Annotated in this window: 15 protein-coding genes; 9 read left to right on the forward strand and 6 right to left on the reverse strand. The window is 49.7% G+C overall.

All coding sequences use genetic code 11. The annotated features are described in order from the left end of the window. Positions 1-15 precede the first annotated feature (15 nt). From secA to carB, 5 genes are all read left to right on the forward strand, one after another. Complete coding sequence (gene secA, locus AC6R03_RS01640) at positions 16-2,742, forward strand: preprotein translocase subunit SecA (protein WP_500631759.1); 2,727 nt, start codon at positions 16-18, stop codon at positions 2,740-2,742. Between the two features lie 93 nt (positions 2,743-2,835). Then, complete coding sequence (gene mutT / locus AC6R03_RS01645; RefSeq protein WP_500631758.1) at positions 2,836-3,231, forward strand: 8-oxo-dGTP diphosphatase MutT; 396 nt, start codon at positions 2,836-2,838, stop codon at positions 3,229-3,231. 71 nt (positions 3,232-3,302) lie between these two features. Further along, the gene (gene dapB, locus AC6R03_RS01650) at positions 3,303-4,112 is read left to right on the forward strand and encodes a 4-hydroxy-tetrahydrodipicolinate reductase (RefSeq protein ID WP_334554362.1); all 810 of its coding nucleotides are present in this window, start codon (positions 3,303-3,305) and stop codon (positions 4,110-4,112) included. 482 nt (positions 4,113-4,594) lie between these two features. Further along, positions 4,595-5,752, forward strand: a complete 1,158-nt coding sequence (gene carA, locus AC6R03_RS01655) for a glutamine-hydrolyzing carbamoyl-phosphate synthase small subunit (protein WP_500631757.1) — start codon at positions 4,595-4,597, stop codon at positions 5,750-5,752. A 16-nt stretch (positions 5,753-5,768) separates the two neighbouring features. Beyond that, the gene (carB, locus tag AC6R03_RS01660; protein ID WP_500631756.1) at positions 5,769-8,996 is read left to right on the forward strand and encodes a carbamoyl-phosphate synthase large subunit; all 3,228 of its coding nucleotides are present in this window, start codon (positions 5,769-5,771) and stop codon (positions 8,994-8,996) included. Positions 8,997-9,136: 140 nt separating this feature from the next. On the opposite strand, the gene AC6R03_RS01665 is transcribed toward carB, so the two are convergent. Continuing rightward, the gene (locus tag AC6R03_RS01665) at positions 9,137-11,482 is read right to left on the reverse strand and encodes a PilZ domain-containing protein (protein WP_500631755.1); all 2,346 of its coding nucleotides are present in this window, start codon (positions 11,480-11,482) and stop codon (positions 9,137-9,139) included. A gap of 134 nt (positions 11,483-11,616) precedes the next feature. On the opposite strand from AC6R03_RS01665, the gene radA reads away from it, so the two are divergent. Beyond that, positions 11,617-12,996 carry a DNA repair protein RadA gene (gene radA / locus AC6R03_RS01670; RefSeq protein WP_334554370.1) on the forward strand — a complete coding sequence of 460 codons (1,380 nt, stop codon included), beginning with the start codon at positions 11,617-11,619 and terminating at the stop codon, positions 12,994-12,996. Positions 12,997-13,085: 89 nt separating this feature from the next. Here radA and csdA read toward each other — a convergent pair whose 3' ends face one another. From csdA to AC6R03_RS01690, 4 genes are all read right to left on the reverse strand, one after another. Beyond that, the gene (gene csdA / locus AC6R03_RS01675; RefSeq protein WP_500631754.1) at positions 13,086-14,297 is read right to left on the reverse strand and encodes a cysteine desulfurase CsdA; all 1,212 of its coding nucleotides are present in this window, start codon (positions 14,295-14,297) and stop codon (positions 13,086-13,088) included. Continuing rightward, on the reverse strand, positions 14,297-14,896 hold the full coding sequence (locus AC6R03_RS01680; protein WP_500631753.1) for a DJ-1 family glyoxalase III: 600 nt from the start codon (positions 14,894-14,896) through the stop codon (positions 14,297-14,299). Before AC6R03_RS01680 ends, csdA begins: the two co-directional genes overlap by 1 nt. Continuing rightward, complete coding sequence (panE, locus tag AC6R03_RS01685) at positions 14,889-15,776, reverse strand: 2-dehydropantoate 2-reductase (protein ID WP_500631830.1); 888 nt, start codon at positions 15,774-15,776, stop codon at positions 14,889-14,891. Before panE ends, AC6R03_RS01680 begins: the two co-directional genes overlap by 8 nt. 107 nt (positions 15,777-15,883) lie before the next feature. Next, positions 15,884-16,741 (reverse strand): nucleoside-specific channel-forming Tsx family protein, encoded by an 858-nt coding sequence (locus AC6R03_RS01690; RefSeq protein ID WP_500628684.1) that lies wholly within the window; start codon positions 16,739-16,741, stop codon positions 15,884-15,886. A gap of 356 nt (positions 16,742-17,097) precedes the next feature. Between AC6R03_RS01690 and AC6R03_RS01695 the strand changes: the two genes are divergently transcribed. From AC6R03_RS01695 to AC6R03_RS01705, 3 genes are all read left to right on the forward strand, one after another. Continuing rightward, on the forward strand, positions 17,098-17,664 hold the full coding sequence (locus tag AC6R03_RS01695) for an LON peptidase substrate-binding domain-containing protein (RefSeq protein ID WP_500631752.1): 567 nt from the start codon (positions 17,098-17,100) through the stop codon (positions 17,662-17,664). Between the two features lie 85 nt (positions 17,665-17,749). Continuing rightward, entirely contained in the window at positions 17,750-18,334 is a 585-nt protein-coding gene (locus AC6R03_RS01700) for an RNA polymerase sigma factor (protein WP_334554380.1), read from the forward strand. Further along, entirely contained in the window at positions 18,331-19,002 is a 672-nt protein-coding gene (locus AC6R03_RS01705; protein WP_500631751.1) for a ChrR family anti-sigma-E factor, read from the forward strand. The genes AC6R03_RS01700 and AC6R03_RS01705 overlap by 4 nt, the downstream gene beginning before the upstream one ends. Positions 19,003-19,078: 76 nt before the next feature. Here the strand turns inward: AC6R03_RS01705 and AC6R03_RS01710 are convergent, their stop codons facing one another. Next, positions 19,079-20,434, reverse strand: coding sequence for an AmpG family muropeptide MFS transporter (locus AC6R03_RS01710; protein ID WP_500631750.1), 1,356 nt, complete (start codon positions 20,432-20,434; stop codon positions 19,079-19,081). Positions 20,435-20,495: the final 61 nt, after the last annotated feature.

The raw sequence follows: 20,495 nt of genomic DNA on the forward strand, positions 1-20,495 counted from the left end.
AGAGATTCATAGCAAATGATAACTAAGCTACTGACAAAGGTAATTGGCAGTCGCAACGACAGAACCCTGCGACGTCTGAGAAAAATAGTAAAAGAGATCAACAATTTTGAGCCGACGTTTGAGGCTCTATCTGATGAAGAGCTAAAACAAAAGACCGTCGAATTTCGTCAGCGTTTAGATCAAGGTGAGACACTAGACAGTCTGTTGCCTGAAGCTTTCGCGACGGTTCGTGAAGCATCAAAACGTTTGTATGGCATGCGCCACTTTGATGTTCAGCTTATCGGCGGCATGGTTCTGAATAACGGACAAATCGCTGAAATGCGGACTGGTGAAGGTAAAACACTCACCGCGACACTCCCTGCATACCTGAACGCGCTGCCAGGCAAAGGGGTTCATGTCGTGACCGTCAACGACTACCTCGCTAAGCGAGACGCAGAAACCAACCGACCGCTGTTTGAATTCCTCGGTATGACGGTAGGCGTTAACGTGCCGAACATGCCACCTCAAGAGAAAAAAGAAGCCTACAAAGCAGATATTCTTTACGGTACCAACAACGAATTCGGTTTTGACTACCTACGTGACAATATGGCGTTTCGCGCCGAAGACCGCGTTCAACGCGCGCGCTTTTTCGCTGTGGTCGATGAAGTTGACTCCATCTTGATTGATGAGGCGAGAACGCCGCTGATCATTTCTGGCCCTGCTGAAGATAGCTCTGAGCTGTACACTCGCATCAACACGCTCATCCCACAACTCCAGAAGCAAGATAAAGAAGATTCCGAAGAGTACCGTGGTGATGGTCACTACACGGTGGATGAGAAATCCAAGCAAGTGTATTTGACTGAAACCGGTCAAGAGTTTGTTGAAGAGTTAATGATTAAAAACGGCTTGATGGTCGAAGGTGACACCTTGTACTCACCGACGAACATCAGTCTACTGCACCATGTTAATGCTGCCTTGCGTGCGCACGTATTGTTTGAGAAGAACGTTGACTACATCGTCACTGAAGAGGGTGAAGTGGTGATCGTTGATGAACATACGGGTCGTACTATGCCTGGTCGCCGTTGGTCTGAAGGTCTACATCAAGCGGTGGAAGCGAAAGAAGGCGTTAAGATCCAAAACGAGAACCAAACGCTGGCGTCGATTACCTTCCAGAACTACTTCCGTCTCTACGAGAAACTGTCTGGTATGACGGGTACCGCAGATACAGAAGCGTTTGAATTCCAATCGATCTATGGTCTTGAAACCGTGGTTATCCCAACCAACAAGCCAATGATTCGTGATGATATGCCAGACATGGTTTATCGCACCGAGGCGGAGAAATTCGCTGCGATTATCGAAGACATCAAACAGCGCGTTGAAAAAGGTCAGCCAACGCTGGTGGGTACCGTATCGATTGAAAAATCAGAGCTACTTTCTAATGCGCTGAAGAAAGCGAAAATCAAGCACAACGTGCTTAACGCAAAATTCCACGAGAAAGAAGCAGAGATCGTCGCGGAAGCGGGCAAACCGGGTGCAGTCACCATCGCAACCAACATGGCGGGTCGTGGTACGGATATCGTCCTCGGCGGCAGTTGGCAGTCAAAAGTGGAGACACTGGACAACCCAACTCAAGAGCAAATTGACGCGATTAAAGCGGAATGGAAAGTCGTTCACGATCAAGTGCTGGAAGCTGGTGGCTTACACATTATCGGTACTGAGCGTCATGAATCACGTCGTATTGATAACCAGCTTCGTGGTCGTTCTGGTCGTCAAGGGGATGCAGGTTCGTCTCGTTTCTACCTATCGATGGAAGACTCACTGCTGCGTATCTTTACCTCGGATCGTATGGCTAGCCTTATCCAAAGTGGTATGGAAGAGGGTGAAGCAATCGAATCGAAAATGCTCTCACGTTCGATTGAAAAAGCGCAACGTAAAGTGGAAGGACGTAACTTCGATATTCGTAAGCAATTGCTGGAATACGATGACGTTGCGAATGACCAACGTAAAGTGGTGTATGAGTTGCGCGATGAGCTGATGAGCGCTGACGACATCAGTGACATGATTGAGCAAAACCGTGACGACGTGCTTAATGCTGTTATCGATGAGTACATCCCACCGCAATCGCTAGAAGATATGTGGGATGTGGACGGGCTTCAAGCACGTCTGAAAAATGACTTCGACCTTGATGCGCCGGTCAAGCAGTGGCTTGAAGAAGACGACAAACTGTATGAAGAAGCGCTGCGCGAGAAAATCATTGCGACCTCTATCTCTGTTTACAAAGAGAAAGAAGCCGTGGTGGGTGAGCAAGTGCTGCGCAACTTTGAAAAGTCAGTGATGTTGCAAACGCTCGATACCTTGTGGAAAGAGCATTTGGCTGCAATGGACCATTTGCGTCAGGGTATTCATTTACGTGGCTATGCGCAGAAGAACCCGAAACAAGAGTACAAACGTGAATCTTTCGAGCTCTTTGAAGGTCTTCTTGAAGCACTGAAATCTGACGTGATCACTGTCTTGTCTAAAGTTCGCGTTCAGCAGCAAGAAGAAGTGGAACGTATGGAAGCTCAGCGTCGAGCTCAAGCAGAAGAAGCGGCTCGTTTGGCACAAGCGCAACACGCGAGCGCCGATAACCCATTGAGTGATGACGACGCGAGTGATGATGCTCATCAGCCAATGGTGCGCGAAGAGCGTAAAGTGGGGCGAAATGAACCTTGCCCATGTGGCAGTGGTAAAAAATACAAACAGTGTCACGGTAAAATTGCGTAAGCGATTAACGTGAGATCTATAGGAAAAGAGTCGCTTTGGCGGCTCTTTTTGTATCCGCCTGATGGGTAGCAACAAGCAAATAGGAACCAGTCAATGAAACGTATTCATATCGTAGCGGCGATCATCTTCAACCAAGACAAATCGAAGATTTTTATCACCAAGCGTCCGGATGACAAACATAAGGGCGGCTTTTGGGAGTTTCCCGGCGGTAAAGTCGAAGCGGGGGAAAGTATAGAGCAAGCGATGGCGCGCGAGCTGGAAGAAGAAGTGGGGATTGTCGTGTTACATCAAACCCCGTTTGAACATCTTGAGTATGACTATCCGGATAAATCGCTCAAGTTTGATTTTATCTGTGTGCATGAGTTTTCTGGTGAGCCGTACGGCAAAGAAGGACAGCAAGGTGCCTGGGTGGCAATTGCAGATTTGAGTCACTACACCTTTCCGGAAGCAAATGTGCCGATTCTAAAGCGTGTTATTCAAGAGTTTTAATACTGGTTTCAAGCCGAGATTGTTGATAGTTTATTGGCACAAATGGAACAAGAACCAAGGAGTTTTTTGCAATGGTCAGAATTGCAGTTGCGGGTGCGGCCGGTCGAATGGGTCGTAACTTAGTCAGAGCGACATTTTTAAATCAAGACGCCCGTGTTGGTGCAGGATCCGAGCGTCCGGAATCTTCTTTGGTGGGTGTCGATGTCGGCGAACTGTGCGGAGAGGGCAAATTTGATGTCGTGCTGACGGATGATCTTGCCAAAGAGATCGACAACTTTGATGTCATTATCGATTTTACGGCACCGGCGAGCACGCTAGCGAATTTAGAACTTTGCCGTCAGCATGGCAAAAGCATTGTGATTGGCACCACTGGTTTTAGTGAGCAAGAGAGAGCGACTATTGATGAGATTGCTCAGAGCGTTCCTGTCGTGATGGCGCCTAACTACTCTGTTGGGGTTAACCTTGTGTTCAAACTGCTTGAAAAGGCAGCCAAAGTGATGGGCGATTACTGCGACATTGAAATCGTTGAAGCGCACCACCGTCATAAAGTGGATGCGCCTTCCGGTACCGCAATTGGTATGGGAGAAGCCATTGCTGGCGCTATGGGTAACCAGCTCAGCGATGTTGCTGTGTATGCTCGTGAAGGTATTACCGGCGAGCGAACCAAAGATGAGATCGGTTTTGCCACCATTCGCGCAGGCGATATTGTCGGCGAACACACGGCGATGTTTGCTGATATTGGTGAGCGTGTAGAGATCACTCATAAAGCGACGGACAGAATGACCTTTGCCAATGGTGCGGTCAAAGCTGCCGTCTGGCTTAGCCAAAAATCCCCTGGTTTTTATACCATGACGGATGTCCTAGGACTCAATGAACTGTAAATAAATAATTATGCGCTGGGCTTGCCCGGCGTTTTTTATATATGTGCGTTGAAAGAGAATGAGTTAACTTCAGGCTATGCTCTTTTTTCTTTAAGTTTTATTGTTTATTTTCGTGACTTGGTGTTGGTTTTGTCTTTAATGTCTTTAAAGTTTGTATTTGCTTCCGATGTTGAACGTTTGCGTAAGAGCGAAGAAAAAAAGTGTGATCTGATACAGGTGACACAAAGAGAGATTTTGAGTTTTTTGAATTGAAATCGATTACTCATTTACAAAAGTTGTTCTTTTAGGCCTTTTGGGCTGTTTTTTGTCTAAAGAGCCCTAAAGTTTCGGTGTTTTTTTACGTGTGTGTTGACACATGTCACAGGCCTCATTAGAATACCGCCAATTTGTCTGAAATACCTAAAACCGCTTTTTTATTGCGCACAGGAAGGCAAATTTGCAGTTAAATTTATTATTTTTGCATTTTTATTCTGGAGGTTGTCTTGAGTAAATCAGCACTGTTAGTCCTAGAAGATGGGACAGTGTTCCGCGGAGTTTCCATTGGAGCAGATGGGTCGTCCGTTGGTGAAGTTGTTTTTAATACCTCGATGACGGGGTACCAAGAAATCCTCACTGATCCTTCCTATTCCCAGCAGATCGTCACCCTTACTTACCCACATATTGGTAACACCGGTACCAATACCGAAGATGAAGAATCTTCTTCAATTCATGCACAAGGCCTTGTGATTCGCGATCTTCCTCTTATCGCATCAAACTTCCGTAGTGAACAAACGCTTTCTGATTACCTAAAGTCGCAAAACATTGTCGGCATTGCGGATATTGATACTCGTAAACTGACGCGTATTTTGCGTGAGAAGGGCGCTCAGAACGGTTGTATCATCGCGGGTGACAATCTCGATCAGGCATTAGCGCTAGCGAAAGCAAAAGAGTTTCCTGGCCTAAAAGGTATGGACTTGGCCAAAGTGGTGTCAACCAAAGAAGCGTACGTATGGAATCAAGGTTCTTGGACGCTAGAAAGTGGATTGCCAGAAGCGAAAGCAGAGAGCGAGCTGCCTTACCACGTTGTCGCGTACGACTTCGGCGCTAAGCGTAACATCCTACGTATGTTGGTTGATCGTGGCTGCCGTCTAACGGTCGTGCCTGCAGAGACCAGTGCAGAAGAGGTATTGGCACTCAACCCAGATGGTGTATTCCTATCTAATGGCCCTGGTGACCCAGAACCGTGTACTTACGCGATTGAAGCGACCAAGGTTTTCCTAGAAAAAGGCCTACCTATCTTTGGCATTTGTCTTGGTCACCAAATTCTTGCTCTTGCCTCTGGTGCGAAGACAGTGAAGATGAAGTTTGGTCACCACGGTGCTAACCACCCGGTGAAAGACTTAGACCGTAACGTTGTGATGATCACGTCTCAGAACCACGGTTTCGCGGCAGATGAAGCGACACTCCCTGAGAACCTACGTGCTACTCACGTGTCACTATTTGATGGCTCTCTACAAGGTATCCACCGTACTGACAAGCCAGCATTTAGCTTCCAAGGTCACCCAGAAGCAAGCCCAGGTCCACACGACGCGGCGCCGCTCTTTGACCATTTTATCGAACTGATCAAACAGTCTATTTCAGACACGCAAAACATCGCTTAATTCGGAGTAGTAGAGAATGCCAAAACGTACTGACTTAAAAAGTATTCTAATTCTAGGTGCAGGCCCGATTGTTATCGGTCAAGCATGTGAGTTTGACTACTCTGGTGCACAAGCGTGTAAAGCACTGCGTGAAGAGGGTTACCGAGTCATCCTTGTTAACTCTAACCCTGCGACCATCATGACTGACCCAGACATGGCCGATGCGACTTACATCGAGCCAATCCAATGGGAAGTGGTTCGCAAGATCATCGAGAAAGAACGCCCGGATGCCGTACTACCAACAATGGGTGGTCAAACAGCGCTGAACTGTGCACTAGACCTTGAAAAACACGGCGTGCTTGCTGAGTTCGGCGTAGAAATGATCGGCGCAACCGCTGATGCTATCGACAAAGCGGAAGACCGTTCACGTTTCGATAAAGCGATGAAGTCTATCGGCCTTGAGTGTCCTCGCGCGGACACGGCGAAAACCATGGAAGAAGCGTACAAAGTGCTCGATATGGTGGGCTTCCCTTGTATCATCCGTCCGTCATTCACTATGGGTGGTACGGGTGGTGGTATCGCTTATAACAAAGAAGAGTTCGAAGAGATTTGTCGTCGTGGCCTAGACCTGTCGCCAACTAACGAACTTCTCATCGATGAGTCACTGATCGGTTGGAAAGAGTACGAGATGGAAGTGGTTCGCGACAAAGCGGACAACTGTATCATCGTATGTGCTATCGAGAACTTCGACCCAATGGGCATCCACACCGGTGACTCCATCACTGTCGCACCCGCACAGACTTTGACTGATAAAGAGTACCAGTTGATGCGTAATGCCTCTCTAGCGGTACTGCGCGAAATTGGCGTTGAGACAGGTGGTTCAAACGTACAGTTTGGTATCAACCCGAAAGATGGCCGTATGGTTATCATCGAGATGAACCCACGTGTATCGCGCTCGTCTGCGCTTGCGTCTAAAGCAACAGGTTTCCCAATCGCTAAGATTGCCGCGAAACTGGCGGTTGGCTTTACCCTTGACGAGCTACAAAACGACATCACGGGCGGTGCAACGCCAGCATCATTCGAACCTACCATCGATTACGTCGTGACTAAGATTCCTCGTTTTAACTTCGAGAAGTTTGCCGGTTCGAACGACCGTCTGACGACTCAGATGAAGTCTGTGGGCGAGGTGATGGCGATTGGCCGCAACCAACAAGAGTCGCTGCAAAAAGCACTTCGTGGCCTTGAAGTTGGCGTGAATGGCTTTGACGAAATGGTTGATCTTGATGCGCCTGACGCACTCACCACCATTCGTCACGAACTCAAAGAAGCGGGCGCTGAGCGTATTTGGTACATCGCTGATGCATTCCGTGCAGGCATGTCGGTAGAAGGCGTATTCAATCTCACCAACATCGATCGTTGGTTCCTAGTTCAGATTGAAGAACTCGTTAATCTAGAAAACCAAGTTAAAGCAGGCGGTTTTGCTGGCTTAACCGAAGACGTGTTGCGTGTGATGAAGCGTAAAGGCTTCTCAGATGCGCGTTTGTCAGCACTGCTTGGTGTGTCTGAAAGCGAAATTCGTCGTCTGCGCGATCAGTTCGATATTCACCCTGTTTACAAGCGCGTAGATACCTGTGCGGCGGAGTTCTCCTCTGACACAGCGTACATGTACTCCTCTTACGATGAAGAGTGTGAAGCGAACCCGACTGACAAAGACAAGATCATGGTGCTGGGTGGCGGTCCAAACCGTATCGGCCAAGGTATCGAGTTTGATTACTGCTGTGTACACGCCTCTCTTGCCCTTCGCGAAGATGGTTACGAGACCATCATGGTTAACTGTAACCCTGAGACAGTATCCACCGATTACGATACCTCTGACCGTCTCTACTTCGAACCTGTGACGTTGGAAGATGTTCTGTCTATCGTTCGTGTTGAGAAGCCAAAAGGTGTGATCGTTCAATACGGTGGTCAAACGCCACTGAAACTCGCACGAGCGCTAGAAGCGGCAGGTGTGCCAATTATCGGTACCAGCCCAGATGCGATTGACCGTGCAGAAGACCGTGAGCGTTTCCAAGCAGCGGTTGAGCGTCTAGGTCTAAAACAGCCAGAAAACGCGACAGTCACCACAATGGAACAAGCGATCGAGAAGTCGAAAGACATCGGTTTCCCATTGGTCGTTCGCCCATCTTACGTACTGGGTGGCCGCGCGATGGAAATCGTCTACGATGAGCAAGACTTGCGTCGTTACTTCAACGAAGCAGTCAGCGTATCGAACGAATCTCCAGTCCTACTTGACCGCTTCCTTGATGACGCAACGGAAGTCGACGTGGATGCCATCTGTGACGGTGAGCGCGTTGTGATCGGCGGTATCATGGAGCACATCGAGCAAGCGGGTGTTCACTCAGGCGACTCTGCGTGTTCTCTACCGGCTTACACCTTGAGTCAAGAGATTCAAGATGTGATGCGTGAGCAAGTTGAGAAGTTGGCGTTCGAGTTGGGTGTTCGCGGCTTGATGAATACGCAGTTCGCTGTGAAAGACAACGAAGTGTACCTCATCGAAGTTAACCCTCGCGCTGCGCGTACCGTACCATTCGTGTCAAAAGCGACGGGTGCTCCACTGGCGAAAATCGCGGCACGTGTGATGGCTGGACAATCTCTAGAGTCTCAAGGCTTTACCAAAGAGATCATCCCACCATACTACTCAGTGAAAGAAGTGGTGTTGCCATTCAACAAGTTCCCTGGCGTCGACCCACTGCTTGGCCCTGAAATGCGCTCTACTGGCGAAGTCATGGGCGTGGGTGCGACATTCGCTGAAGCGTATGCGAAAGCAGAATTGGGTTGTGGTAACGTCTACCCAGAAGGTGGCCGAGCGCTTCTTTCTGTTCGTGAAGGCGATAAGCAACGCGTGGTTGACCTAGCGTCTAAGCTAGTAAAACTCGGTTACCAGTTGGATGCGACGCACGGCACTGCAGTGATTCTTGGTGAAGCGGGTATCAACCCTCGCTTGGTGAACAAGGTGCACGAAGGTCGTCCTCACATTCTTGACCGTATCAAGAACAATGAGTACACCTACATCGTTAACACGGCGGCAGGTCGCCAAGCGATTGAAGACTCAAAAGTACTTCGTCGTGGCGCATTGGCTGAGAAAGTGAACTACACCACAACGCTAAACGCAGCGTTTGCAACGTGCATGTCTCACACCGCGGATGCATGTGCATCGGTCACTTCTGTACAAGAGCTGCACGCAAAAATCGCTGAAAACGCCTAATCGTTTGATTCGACAATAGGCTCAGTGATAAGAGCCGAATTGACAACCTCATTGCCCACTCCTTCGAGTGGGCTTTTTTATGTTGGGTGATGGGTGATGGGTGATGGGTGATGGGTGATGGGATCAAGCGAAAGAGCGGATTAGCGCGTGAGCTCAAGGCGGATCAGGACTTCTTCTGTGATGTCGCTTAGCTCACCGTAACCGACGATGGTACCGATCTCTTTCTCTAAGCTTTTTGCCTTGTGGAGGCTGATGTTAGCAAGCTCGGCTAAGTCAGTGCGTACCAGTGCGGTCATAGGATCAAACACGGGCGCAGCGCAAATTCTCAGGGCGTAAAATTCGCCAATTGACATCGCTTGTTTGACGAAGCGAATACGATCTTTCAGTGTTTCAAATTCGCTGACCAACTTCGATTCGATTGACTGAATGCGCGTACCAAACTTTGCCGCACTCAAGTAGATCTCATGATATTGAGGTTCAGCACCTTCGATTCGGCGCATCGGTTGGGCGATAAGGGTATTGGTGCGACCTTTGTAGATAGGTTCGAGAGAAAAGTTCTTCTCTTCACCAAGCTTAGCCAGGAGTCCAAGGTAAGGAGGCAAAGGATAGTTGACCCCGATAACACGTGGGCGCAGATTCGGGCCGCGTTTTTCAAAAAACAGCGGTGAGCTGACCATTTTATCCAACAAAATATCGTGCAACCCTTCAAGCAGGGCATTACTGGGCAGTAGCTCTTGTTTGGCGACTAATTTATTTTGGTTGTGATCAATCAGCGAGCCAAAGAAGGCAATAGTCTTCATCGTCTGGCGCTCTTCGATGATCGCCAGTTGCATCCGCTTACCACCAGGGCTGATGCGTATCACCGTATACGGCACTTCATCAAGCGGCAGCTTTTTGTCGTAAAGCTTTAATTCACTAAAGTCGACATGACACAGATCGCCCGCTTTTAATCCGCAAGGTGAGGTGAGTGCAATGCTCGCGCCATGCTTGGAGATATCTAACGTAACCCCAGCGTGACGCTGGCCATCGGCGGTTTTCAGTTGCAAAGGCGATTGAAACTGATACCTCGGCTCTTTGCGACGGGATTTGGCATCAAAGTAGAGGCAAGCGGGGTTTGACTTAGGGTTGCGAGTGTGGCGAAACGGGTTGAGCTCGCTGCTGGCAAGACGCGGCTTGTCCGTCAGCAAGTAGTCATTGCGACTGCTGCTGTCTGATATCTCTTGCAAAATGCCGCAGTGCGTCAAGGTGTTGGGCTCAAGGCCAAGCTCGGTCGAGTGCGTAGACAGTTCACTTTTTTCTTCGTCATTCAGCTCAAACACAGAGAGGCGAAAGGCTCGCCAACTCTCTTTTTTCGCGCCCACATGCCAAAACAACTGTCGCTGTTCGCGCGTCGCTTCCGGCATCATCATCGAGAAAAACAGCTGCTTGCCCTGATGGTCATGGGTGAAGGAGTAAAGTACGTTACTGCTGCCGCGCATACCCGGAGTGGTCAGTTGTTTCATGCGCTGTTTATTGAACAAACTGGTGAGCGCTTGTTGATTACGTTCGTCGTGCCAGTACTGCCAAATCGGCTGATTGTTCTCCGTCATCAACACCAGTTTAAGCTCGTCACCACTGAAAAAGACCGGCAGATTGCAGGTGTGTTTGAGATAAGTGTGCTCGTACCCTCGAGAGCGAGCGCGAATGATCTTATCTTGATTATCGTGACGGGCTTTTTTACTGTCGTTGTTGAGGCATTCTGCGATGATCGCTTCGATGGCTTGGGTTTCGTCGAGCATGATGGTACGCAGAAACTTCACTGCATCGTTTTCGTAAGACTCGTCGATACCAACAATCCGATAGCTAAACGCTGAGTGAATGGCCTCTACTTCTGAGCTTTGGGCGAGTTCTACAAAGCGTACCTCGACAATTTCACCCAGCTTATAGTCAAACGCAGACGGGACTTTAAACTTGGCCCCAGAAGGAGAGAGGTCAACGGTGACGCCGTGAACCAGTTGTCCTTTAGCGAGATTGAGCTCGATTTGGGATGAAAGGCGCAGACGATTCTCTTTGCGCTTCAGGTCATAGCCTAAGTTAATCGGCTCGACTTCCAGTGCACTGCTTTTGGCTTGCACTTCGGTGCCGATGGGCTTGCCGCGCTTTTGCATAACACGAAAGTTGTTGTGTGTGTTGGACAGCGCTTCCCAAACGCCTTCGGTATAGCCGCCAAACTTACGCACATTTTTGTGATAAGCGTTGAAGGCGACATCATCTAACCAGTGGCGCAGTCCATCAAGCTTGTATTCTCGACACTCACCTTTGACCCGACCGCGCAGGTCCACCGGTTTGGTGCACGGTGCCATCACTCGATTGAGCTCCATTTTGACCAATATTTTGACCGACGGAGGCTCGCCTTCTGTCATTTGGGCAAGAAGGTACTCAAAGTCTTGTGAGTGGTAAGCGGCAATGAGCCGCTCAGCGATTGAAAGGATTTCCTGTTGCTGCATATTTTATGGTTAGATCTACCTAATTATTCTCTATCGACCTTGATAACACGATCTTTAATGATATGTTACATCGAATCAAGATAAAGTGACCCAGATTCGAATTGATAAGGTCACAAAATAGCAGGTGAGGAACCATGGCAAAGGCAAAAAGAGCCTACGTGTGCAACGACTGCGGCGCAGATTTCCCAAGATGGCAAGGGCAATGCAATGCTTGTGGCGCTTGGAATACCATCAGTGAGGTGCGTTTAGCCGCTTCACCAGCCGCGGCGCGTAACGAGCGCTTGAGCGGATACGCGGGCAACGCCGCTGAAACCAAAGTACAGACGTTGTCTGAGATTGATCTACAGGAAGTGCCCCGTTTTAGCAGCGGTTTCAAAGAGCTAGACCGAGTATTGGGCGGTGGTGTCGTCCCAGGTGCCGCGATCTTGATCGGCGGCAATCCTGGCGCAGGTAAGTCTACATTGCTGCTGCAAACCATGTGTTACTTAGCATCGCAAATGCCGACCCTCTATGTCACAGGGGAAGAGTCCTTGCAGCAAGTCGCAATGCGCGCGTCGCGCTTGGGGCTACCTAAAGACAACCTCAAAATGCTTTCGGAGACAAACGTCGATCGCATCTGCCAGATCGCGGAGCAAGAACAACCCAAAATCATGGTGATTGACTCGATTCAGGTGATGCACGTTTCGGATGTGCAGTCGTCCCCGGGCAGCGTCGCTCAGGTGAGGGAGTCTGCCACCGCACTGACCCGTTATGCTAAGCAAAACAACGTCTCGGTGTTTATTGTCGGCCACGTCACCAAAGATGGCACACTCGCAGGCCCTAAAGTGCTTGAGCACATTATCGACTGTTCTGTGTTGCTTGATGGCGGCACCGACAGCCGTTTTAGAACGCTGCGCAGTCACAAGAACCGCTTTGGCGCCGTCAATGAATTGGGGGTGTTTGCCATGACAGGGCAAGGGCTTAAAGAAGTCAGTAACCCTTCGGCCATCTTTTTGTCGCGCGGCGAAGAAGAAACCTCAGGCAGTTCCGTTATGGTCGTCTGGGAAGGCACACGACCCTTGTTGGTTGAGATACAAGCGCTGGTGGATTACTCCCAGTTGGCCAATCCACGTCGTGTGGCGGTGGGTCTTGAGCAGAACCGCTTGTCGCTGCTACTTGCTGTGCTACATAAGCACGGTGGACTGCAGATGGCTGACCAAGATGTGTTTGTTAATGTGGTCGGCGGTGTCAAAGTCACCGAAACCAGTGCCGATCTCGCCTTGGTGATGGCGCTGCTATCCAGCTTTAGAGATCGCCCACTACCTAAAGATGTTGTGGTGTTTGGAGAAGTCGGGTTAGCGGGGGAGATTCGTCCGGTGCCCAGTGGTCAAGAGCGCTTGAACGAAGCGTTTAAGCACGGCTTTAAAAAAGCGATCGTGCCGGCTGCGAACATGCCTAAAGGCGGGATTGCGGGCATGCAAATCCATGGTGTGAAAAAGCTGTCTGAAGCGATTGAAGCGTTTGATGAGTTGTAACTGTCAGCGTGATTGATCACCACAACGAATTAAAAAGCGCCTTGCCGATCGTTCAGCAAGGCGCTTTTTTGTCTATACGTAGTGCCGCTCTAAAGCATATCGAGTGCTTTTTCTACGGCTTCAATCAATCGATCAACATCATCCTGCTGGTTATAGAGGGCAAAGGAGGCTCGAATCGTACCTGAGACGTTCAAAGCATCCATTAAAGGATGTGCGCAGTGGTTCCCAGCGCGCACCGCAATCGCCTGTTGATCCAGTATGGTCGCGACGTCTTGATGATGCACACCCTCAACAATAAAAGAGACCACAGAGGCGTTGTCTTGATAACCCAGCACTTTAACATCAGGTAGCGCTGAGAGCCTTTCATTGGTTTGACGGGCGAGGGCGCGTACATGTTTTTCAACGTCTGAGAGATTGAACGTCTCCAGCCAGGCCACTGCGCGACTGAGCGCCAGCGCGCCCGCGACATTGGGGGTGCCGGCTTCGAATTTCCCCGGTAGCTCGCTGAACGTCGTCCCGGAGAAGGAGACTTTTTCGACCATTTTTCCGCCGCCATGCCAAGGGGGCATGGCATTGAGAAGATCGAGTTTGCCATACAGTACCCCAATCCCTGCGGGCGCAAACAGCTTGTGGCCGGAAAAGAGATAAAAGTCAGCGTCTAGGCGCTCGACATCGACCGGTTCATGCACAATACCTTGCGCGCCATCGACCACCACGATCGCGCCCACTTGATGAGCTTTCTCAATCACGGTTTCAATCGGTTGACGCGTGCCCGTCACGTTGGTGACGTGCGCTAACGCGACAATTTTGCAGCGCGGTGAAAGGAGCGCGTCAAAGGCTGCAAGATCAAATTGACACTGCGGCGTCATCGGCACTTTCACCACTTTCGCGCCCGTTTGCTCAGCGACAATTTGCCACGGTACGATATTGGCGTGATGCTCCAGTTCGCTGACTAATATCTCATCGCCCGGAGACAAAGCGCTGCGCGCGTAAGTTTGAGCGATTAGGTTGACCGCTTCGGTTGCGCCACGTGTCCAGATAACGGACGCCGGACTCTGCGCGCCAATAAACTCAGCGATGTGAGCTCTGGCTGCTTCAAATTCACTGGTCGCTTGAGCCGTTAAACGGTGACTGCCACGATGGACATTGGCATTTTGCTGGCTGTAGTAACGGCTCAATGTATCGATGACGCACTGCGGCTTTTGTGTCGTCGCTGCGCTATCAAGGTAGACCAAACGCTGCCCATTCACGTCTTGGTTGAGTGCTGGAAATTGGCCAATGATCTCAGCGGTTTCTCTCATTACGCTTCACCCAATTTGTGATATTGCAGGGTCGGAATCGTGACCATCGGCTCGGCAACTGTGGCAGCATGGGATTTTCCAGAGAGATGAATGATGATTTCCATTGCAAACTCTAACGCTGTGCCCGGTCCCTGACTGGTCATTAGATTGTGATTGATGTCGTAGGTGACTCGTTTGACACGGCGTCTCTGCTTATCAATCATCGGCCAGAAACTAGGGTGACAGGTCATCAGCGCATCGGTGTACAAGCCATGATGAACCAGAACGAGCGCAGGCGCGGCGCAAATGGCTGCGACCAACTTACCTTCGTACATCTGCTGGCGCACAATCTCGACCAAAACGGTGCTGTCGCGAAAGACCTCGCTGCCGCCAACGCCACCGGGTAGGATGACGGCGTCAAATTCATCGTCTGCCACATCAACCAGTGTGCATTGCGCCGTGAGTGGGATGCCGCGTGAGCCAATCATGGTCAGATGACCATCAAAGTCGGCGCTGGCCACCACGGCATCATAGCCGGCACGTACCATCATATCGATGATGGTGACCGCTTCCATTTCTTCGCTGCCTGGGGCGATGGGGATCAGTACTTTTTTAGTCATCTTTCCAGCTCTGTTCTCTCTGTTTTATCTCTTGGTATAGGCGTTGATTCATCGGTGTGGTTAGCCCGTAGTGCGCCGCCAATTTGAGGAGGTATCCAGTAATAAAGTCTATCTCGCTGTGCCTTTTATGCACAATATCTTGATGCATGGATGAGAAGTTACGAGCGGTGTTGGCGATCACGGCATTGATCTTCTCGAACAGTTCTTTTTGAGTGATGGTGTAGCCCTTAGCATGCATGACGCTATGCACTTCACTGACGATCTCGGCAATGGTTGCCTGAAGATCGTCTCGGGCCAGCTCACCATTACGTATGTGTTCTAAAGCCGTCAGCGGATTGATGGCGCAGTTAATGGCAAGTTTCAGCCACAACGCCTGTTCGATGTCTGGGTGCCATGCCGTTGTTGGTAAAGCGTGGTTGAGCACCTCGGCCAGAAAGCCACACGCTTGACCGCGAAGATTCGCAGCACCGATAAAGGTTTCCCCTTGGCCGGTATGTTGAATTGACCCACCGTCGCTGCGTAAGGCGCCGTGTGTGGTGGTCGCCAGCAGTAAAGGATTGTTGGGTAGCCAGGTCTGTAATTGCTCTGCGTTACCCATGCCATTGTGCATCAGCATGATCATGGTATCGGGGTGAACGAGGCCGCGGAGTGGCAACAGTGCCTCACACACCTGAGGGGCTTTGAGTGTGACCAACAAAAGGTCGGCGTTGGCTAAGCGGTCCGGTTGGTTGTTGGCGAACGTTAGAGATTCACCATCTAGGCAAAGGGATAGGCTCACTACGTCATGTCGTGAGTAGACCGAGACAGCGTGCCCCGCTCGATAGAGCGCATGGGCCCACAAGGTACCAATCGCACCAGGACCGAGAATCACGATATTCATCATCAAGCAAAGGGTTAAGGATTTGAGGCAAGGATACGGATTGGGCGCGAGAATGCCAATAAAAATGGCGCCGATTGGCGCCATTTAGCTATGAAATTGCTGTTAACTTAGAATTTGTATGTGACAGCGAGGTAGTGACCAGCGCCAGAAGATTCTGCTTTGGTCGATGCATCCCACGGTAGGCCTTCGTTGTCGGCAAAACCATATACATCATGGTAAAGTTTCAAGCCGTAACCAACTGCAAAGCGGTCTGAGTGCCAGTAGATGCCGTTAAACATCGCGCCACCGTTGCTTGCTGTTGCGTAGCCTTTATCTGTGTCCATACCAAATTGGTAATCGATGTAGCCTTGGTAAGAGATAAACGAACCATTTTCGAAGAAATGGAATGGTTTAAACCAGTTTGTAGAGATCTGGTAGCCGTTCCAATCTTTTTTGTTCGAGTCGTATGTACCGTATAAGTTCAAGCCTACTTTGCCAAACCATGGTAGCTCGACATCAGAACCCAAACCGATTTTTTGGCTGTTAACGCCTGGGCTTCCATCAATACAACCAGTTTCGTTACAGTTAGTAGCACCGCCACCACCCCATTCCATTACAGAAGCTACGTAGAGCTCTTTTACTGGACCGAATGATAGGTCTTTTCCTGATAGTGCATCTAGTGAAACGCGAGGAGCGAATTTCATGAAGATTTTCTCAGATTTCGCTTTGTCGCTGCTTGAATCGGAAGTTAAGTTGAAGACGTCGACATAACCATACAAATCGAAGATGCCAGAGCGACCACCAAACTCCATTTCTAGGTAATCGTGAGTTGATTCAGATACACCTTTCTCATTGAATGCACCCATGATGTTGAATTGCATCCATTTGTAGTCGTTCTTGTGGATGTCGCCGTCTGAATAGTCAGCAGCCATCGCAGGCGCAGACATTGCTGCTACAACACCAAGAGCTAGAAGTGATTTACGCATAGTGGGACTCTCTATGTATTCGTTAAGTGTAAAAATGACGTCCATATATTGTGTAGCACGTTCTCCGACGTGCTCAGTTGGTGAGCATAATAGCGATTTAAATCTCAATTGGTAGTGATACGGAGTGCAAAAACACACAAAGTTAGTGAGGTTGATCACATTTATAGATAGAAAAATCAGTTATCGAGGAACTTTCACACTTTTGCATACTTTTTGATACAGACATCGTTTACGCAAACGTTTATGCGAAGTTTTATGCTTGTCAATGAATCAACAGATTTGGTTAGTGATCGGTTTTTTTCAGCGCTGCGTACACATTGGCAACGATGTAGAGGTGAAACAAAGTGCAAGAGATCATGCTATTTCCCTTAAGTTCCATTGTCCTTCCTGAAGGTAAAATGAAACTAAGGATATTCGAGCCCAGATACAAACGACTCGTCTCTAATGCGATGAAAGGAGACGGTACGTTCGGAATTTGCTTGCTAGAAAGGGCCAAACAGTCAGGCGCCGTTCAACTGTCACACACAGGTTCTCTGGTTCGAATCGTCGATTTTGATCAGCTAGACGACGGTCTGCTCGGTATCACGGTGTGTGGACTTCAGCGGTTTACTATCGAGCGGGTGCGCACTGAGTTTGATGGGCTGCGCATGGCGAAAATTCGCACGCTGCCTAACTGGCAAGTGGCAGAGATGTCGCCTTCAGACGTTCATCTTGGTGAACACCTGCTTCAGGTGTATCACGACTACCCGCAAGTGGGGGAGCTATACCAGCAGCGCTTTATGGACGATGCAAGCTGGGTATCGCAGCGTTGGTTGGAGTTACTGCCTCTCACGCCCAGTCGGTTTGATTCACTTAATCAACAGCAAACTTGTGAGGCGGCACTTGCCTTTATCAACCAGATGATTCCTTCTCCTCAGCCTTGATCTAGAATGAGAGTGATCGAAACGCGCGTGAGCGCGTATAGTAACCCGTTCGCATCTCAAGACTAGGTGAAACCAAGGAATCGATATGGTCAGTGAAGATACTCAGGCGTTCACTCGAGCCGATTGGACTGAGTGTATGGATAGGGTAAAACAGAAGGACACACAAGCGTTCGCCCTGGTGTTCCAACATTTTACCCCGCGTTTAAAGCAATTTACCTATCGCCACATGGGCAATGAGCAAGTGTGCATGGAAGTGGTACAGGAAACCCTGACCATTGTCTGGCAAAAGAGCATCATGTTTGATGGCAGCAAGAGTTCGCTCTCCACATGGATTTACACCATCGCCCGCAACTTGTGCTTTGATATGTTGCGCAAGCAAAAAGGGCGCGACGCCCATTTGTCCTCCGATGACATTTGGCCCAATGATTACTGCCCGCCTGACTTGGTTGAGCACTATTCGCCAGAGCAAGAGATGCTTAAAGAGCAAGTGGTGAAATATTTAGATACGTTACCGGATGCCCAACGCACCGTGGTCAAAGCCGTCTATCTGGAAGAGATGCCTCACCAGCAAGTGGCAGAGATGCTGAATATTCCCCTTGGTACCGTGAAGTCGCGCCTAAGGCTCGCGATTGAAAAACTGAAACATTCCATAGAGGCCGATCGCTTATGAGTTACCATCCACACATCGAAATGTTGCAGCAATACGCACAAGGGTCATTGGATGATGTCAACGCGTTCACTATTGCCGTGCATTTGGAAAGTTGCCCACATTGTAAAGAGCAAGTGAGGTCCTTTGAGCAAGAGTGCGGGGTTGCGCTTGAGCAAGAGGTGCCAGACAACCAAACACCGGTGCAAAGTCTTGAGCAGATGCTGGCAAGCATCACCCAAACGGAGCAGATCAAAGATCCTATCAAGCTGCTGCGCCAGCCGAAAACGATTGATGTCAACGGACGCTCGATGACCTTACCGCTTGCATTATCCAAGCTGTATGATCGAATCGGCGAGTGGCGTAATTATGGTGGCAAGGTGTTTAGCGCCCCTATTGCGATTTCCGGCAACGCCCGCGTCAATCTCATGTACATGGCGGAAGGGGTCAAAGTGCCCGAGCACACCCATAAAGGGTTTGAATCGACGTTAGTCCTTCATGGCGGTTTTTCTGACGAAGAAGGGCACTATGAGGTCGGCGACTTTCTCTATAAAGACGCATCGGTCAAGCACAGCCCGCAAACTCAAGTTGGTGAAGATTGCTTGTGTTTAACGGTGCTGACTGAGCCTATGATCTTCACCCAAGGCGTCGCCCGAGTCTTCAATATGTTTGGACGTGGCTTGTACCCTTAGTCTCTTCCCTAGATTAATAATAGACAAAAGAAAAGGCTTGGAGCACTCCAAGCCTTTTTCGTTCTTGCCATCTTGTCTATTTTTGCTGACGTGCTTTTTCGAGTAGATCCGAGAAGTAGTGACGCAGAGAATAGAGCATCAATAAGCTTGGGATAACCATTACCGCGGTCAGTATGAAGAACAGTGACCAATCGTTTAAGTAATCGGCGAGCTCGCCACTGAATGACGCAAGGGTCGTACGGCCGAAGTTGCCGAGTGAAGCCAGCAGCGCATATTGCGTGGCGGAGAAGGCTTGGCCGGTGAGTACAGTCAAAAATGAGACAAACGCGACGGTTGAGAAGGCCGTGGTGAAGTTGTCCACAATGATCGTGGCTAAGAAGAGGGTTTCACTTGGTCCTGTCATGGCGATCCAGGCAAACATTAAGTTACTGCCCGCCATCGCAATACCGCCGATCATCAGCCCGCGAACGATGCCAAATTTGACGTTAAATAGACTGCCGACCAAGGTAAAGACAATGGTTGCCCCCCAACCAATCAATTTCGAGTAGTAACCAATTTGCTCATTGCTAAAGCCGACTTCTTTGTAGAAAGTGATCGACATGCGGCCAAGGAACGCCTCACCAATCTTGAACAAGAACACAAACAGTAACAGCGTGATCGCGACGCGCACACCGTTACGTTTGAAGAAATCGAGGAAGGGTTCGACAACCGTGACACTCAACCACGCGACGGTTTTTGAATCGACGACTTGGTAATGTCTTTGCTCGGCTTGTTCTTGCAGCGCACTTCGCTCAGTCCTGGGCTCGCCGACCAGCAAGGTAAAGAGCATCAATACCCCAACGATGATCGCCATGCCGTAATAGACGCCATTCCACCCCATGCTGTCTGCATTGATAAACGCGAGATAACCCGGTAGAGAATACCCCGTCCACCATCCGATCACGGCCATCGCTGAGGCTTGAGGCAGTTTAGAGGATTCAGACTTAGGGAAGGTGTCGATACGAAAGGCGTCAATAGCAATGTCTTGTGTCGCTGAGGCAATCGCAATACCCAGCGCGAGCATCGACGTGAACGCTAAGTTTTTTGCAGGATCGACACCGGCAATGAACAGGGTGCAAGAGAGCACAACAAGCTGACAGAGTAATATCCAACTGCGGCGTTGGCCAATTTTATCGGTGAGATAAGGCAGGCGGACTCGGTCAACCAGTGGTGCCCACAAAAAGTTGATCGCGTAGACGGCGAACACGCTACCAAAATAGCCGATGGCGGCTCGGGTTAAGCCTGCATCTTTAAGCCAGCCAGACATGTTGGAGCCAATCAACACCCACGGAAAGCCGCTTGAGCAGCCCAGCATAAATACCCAAAGCAGACGCTTATCGAGATAGCTTTTGATGGTGTCGCGCCATGACATTGGCGATGATGTCGCAGACATAGACGTATCCTTGTTCTGTGCGGTTTGAAATAAGAGGGCAGGTCACTAACGACGGAGATGC

This window comes from Vibrio sp. R10-SG-ISO4 (assembly GCF_059834135.1).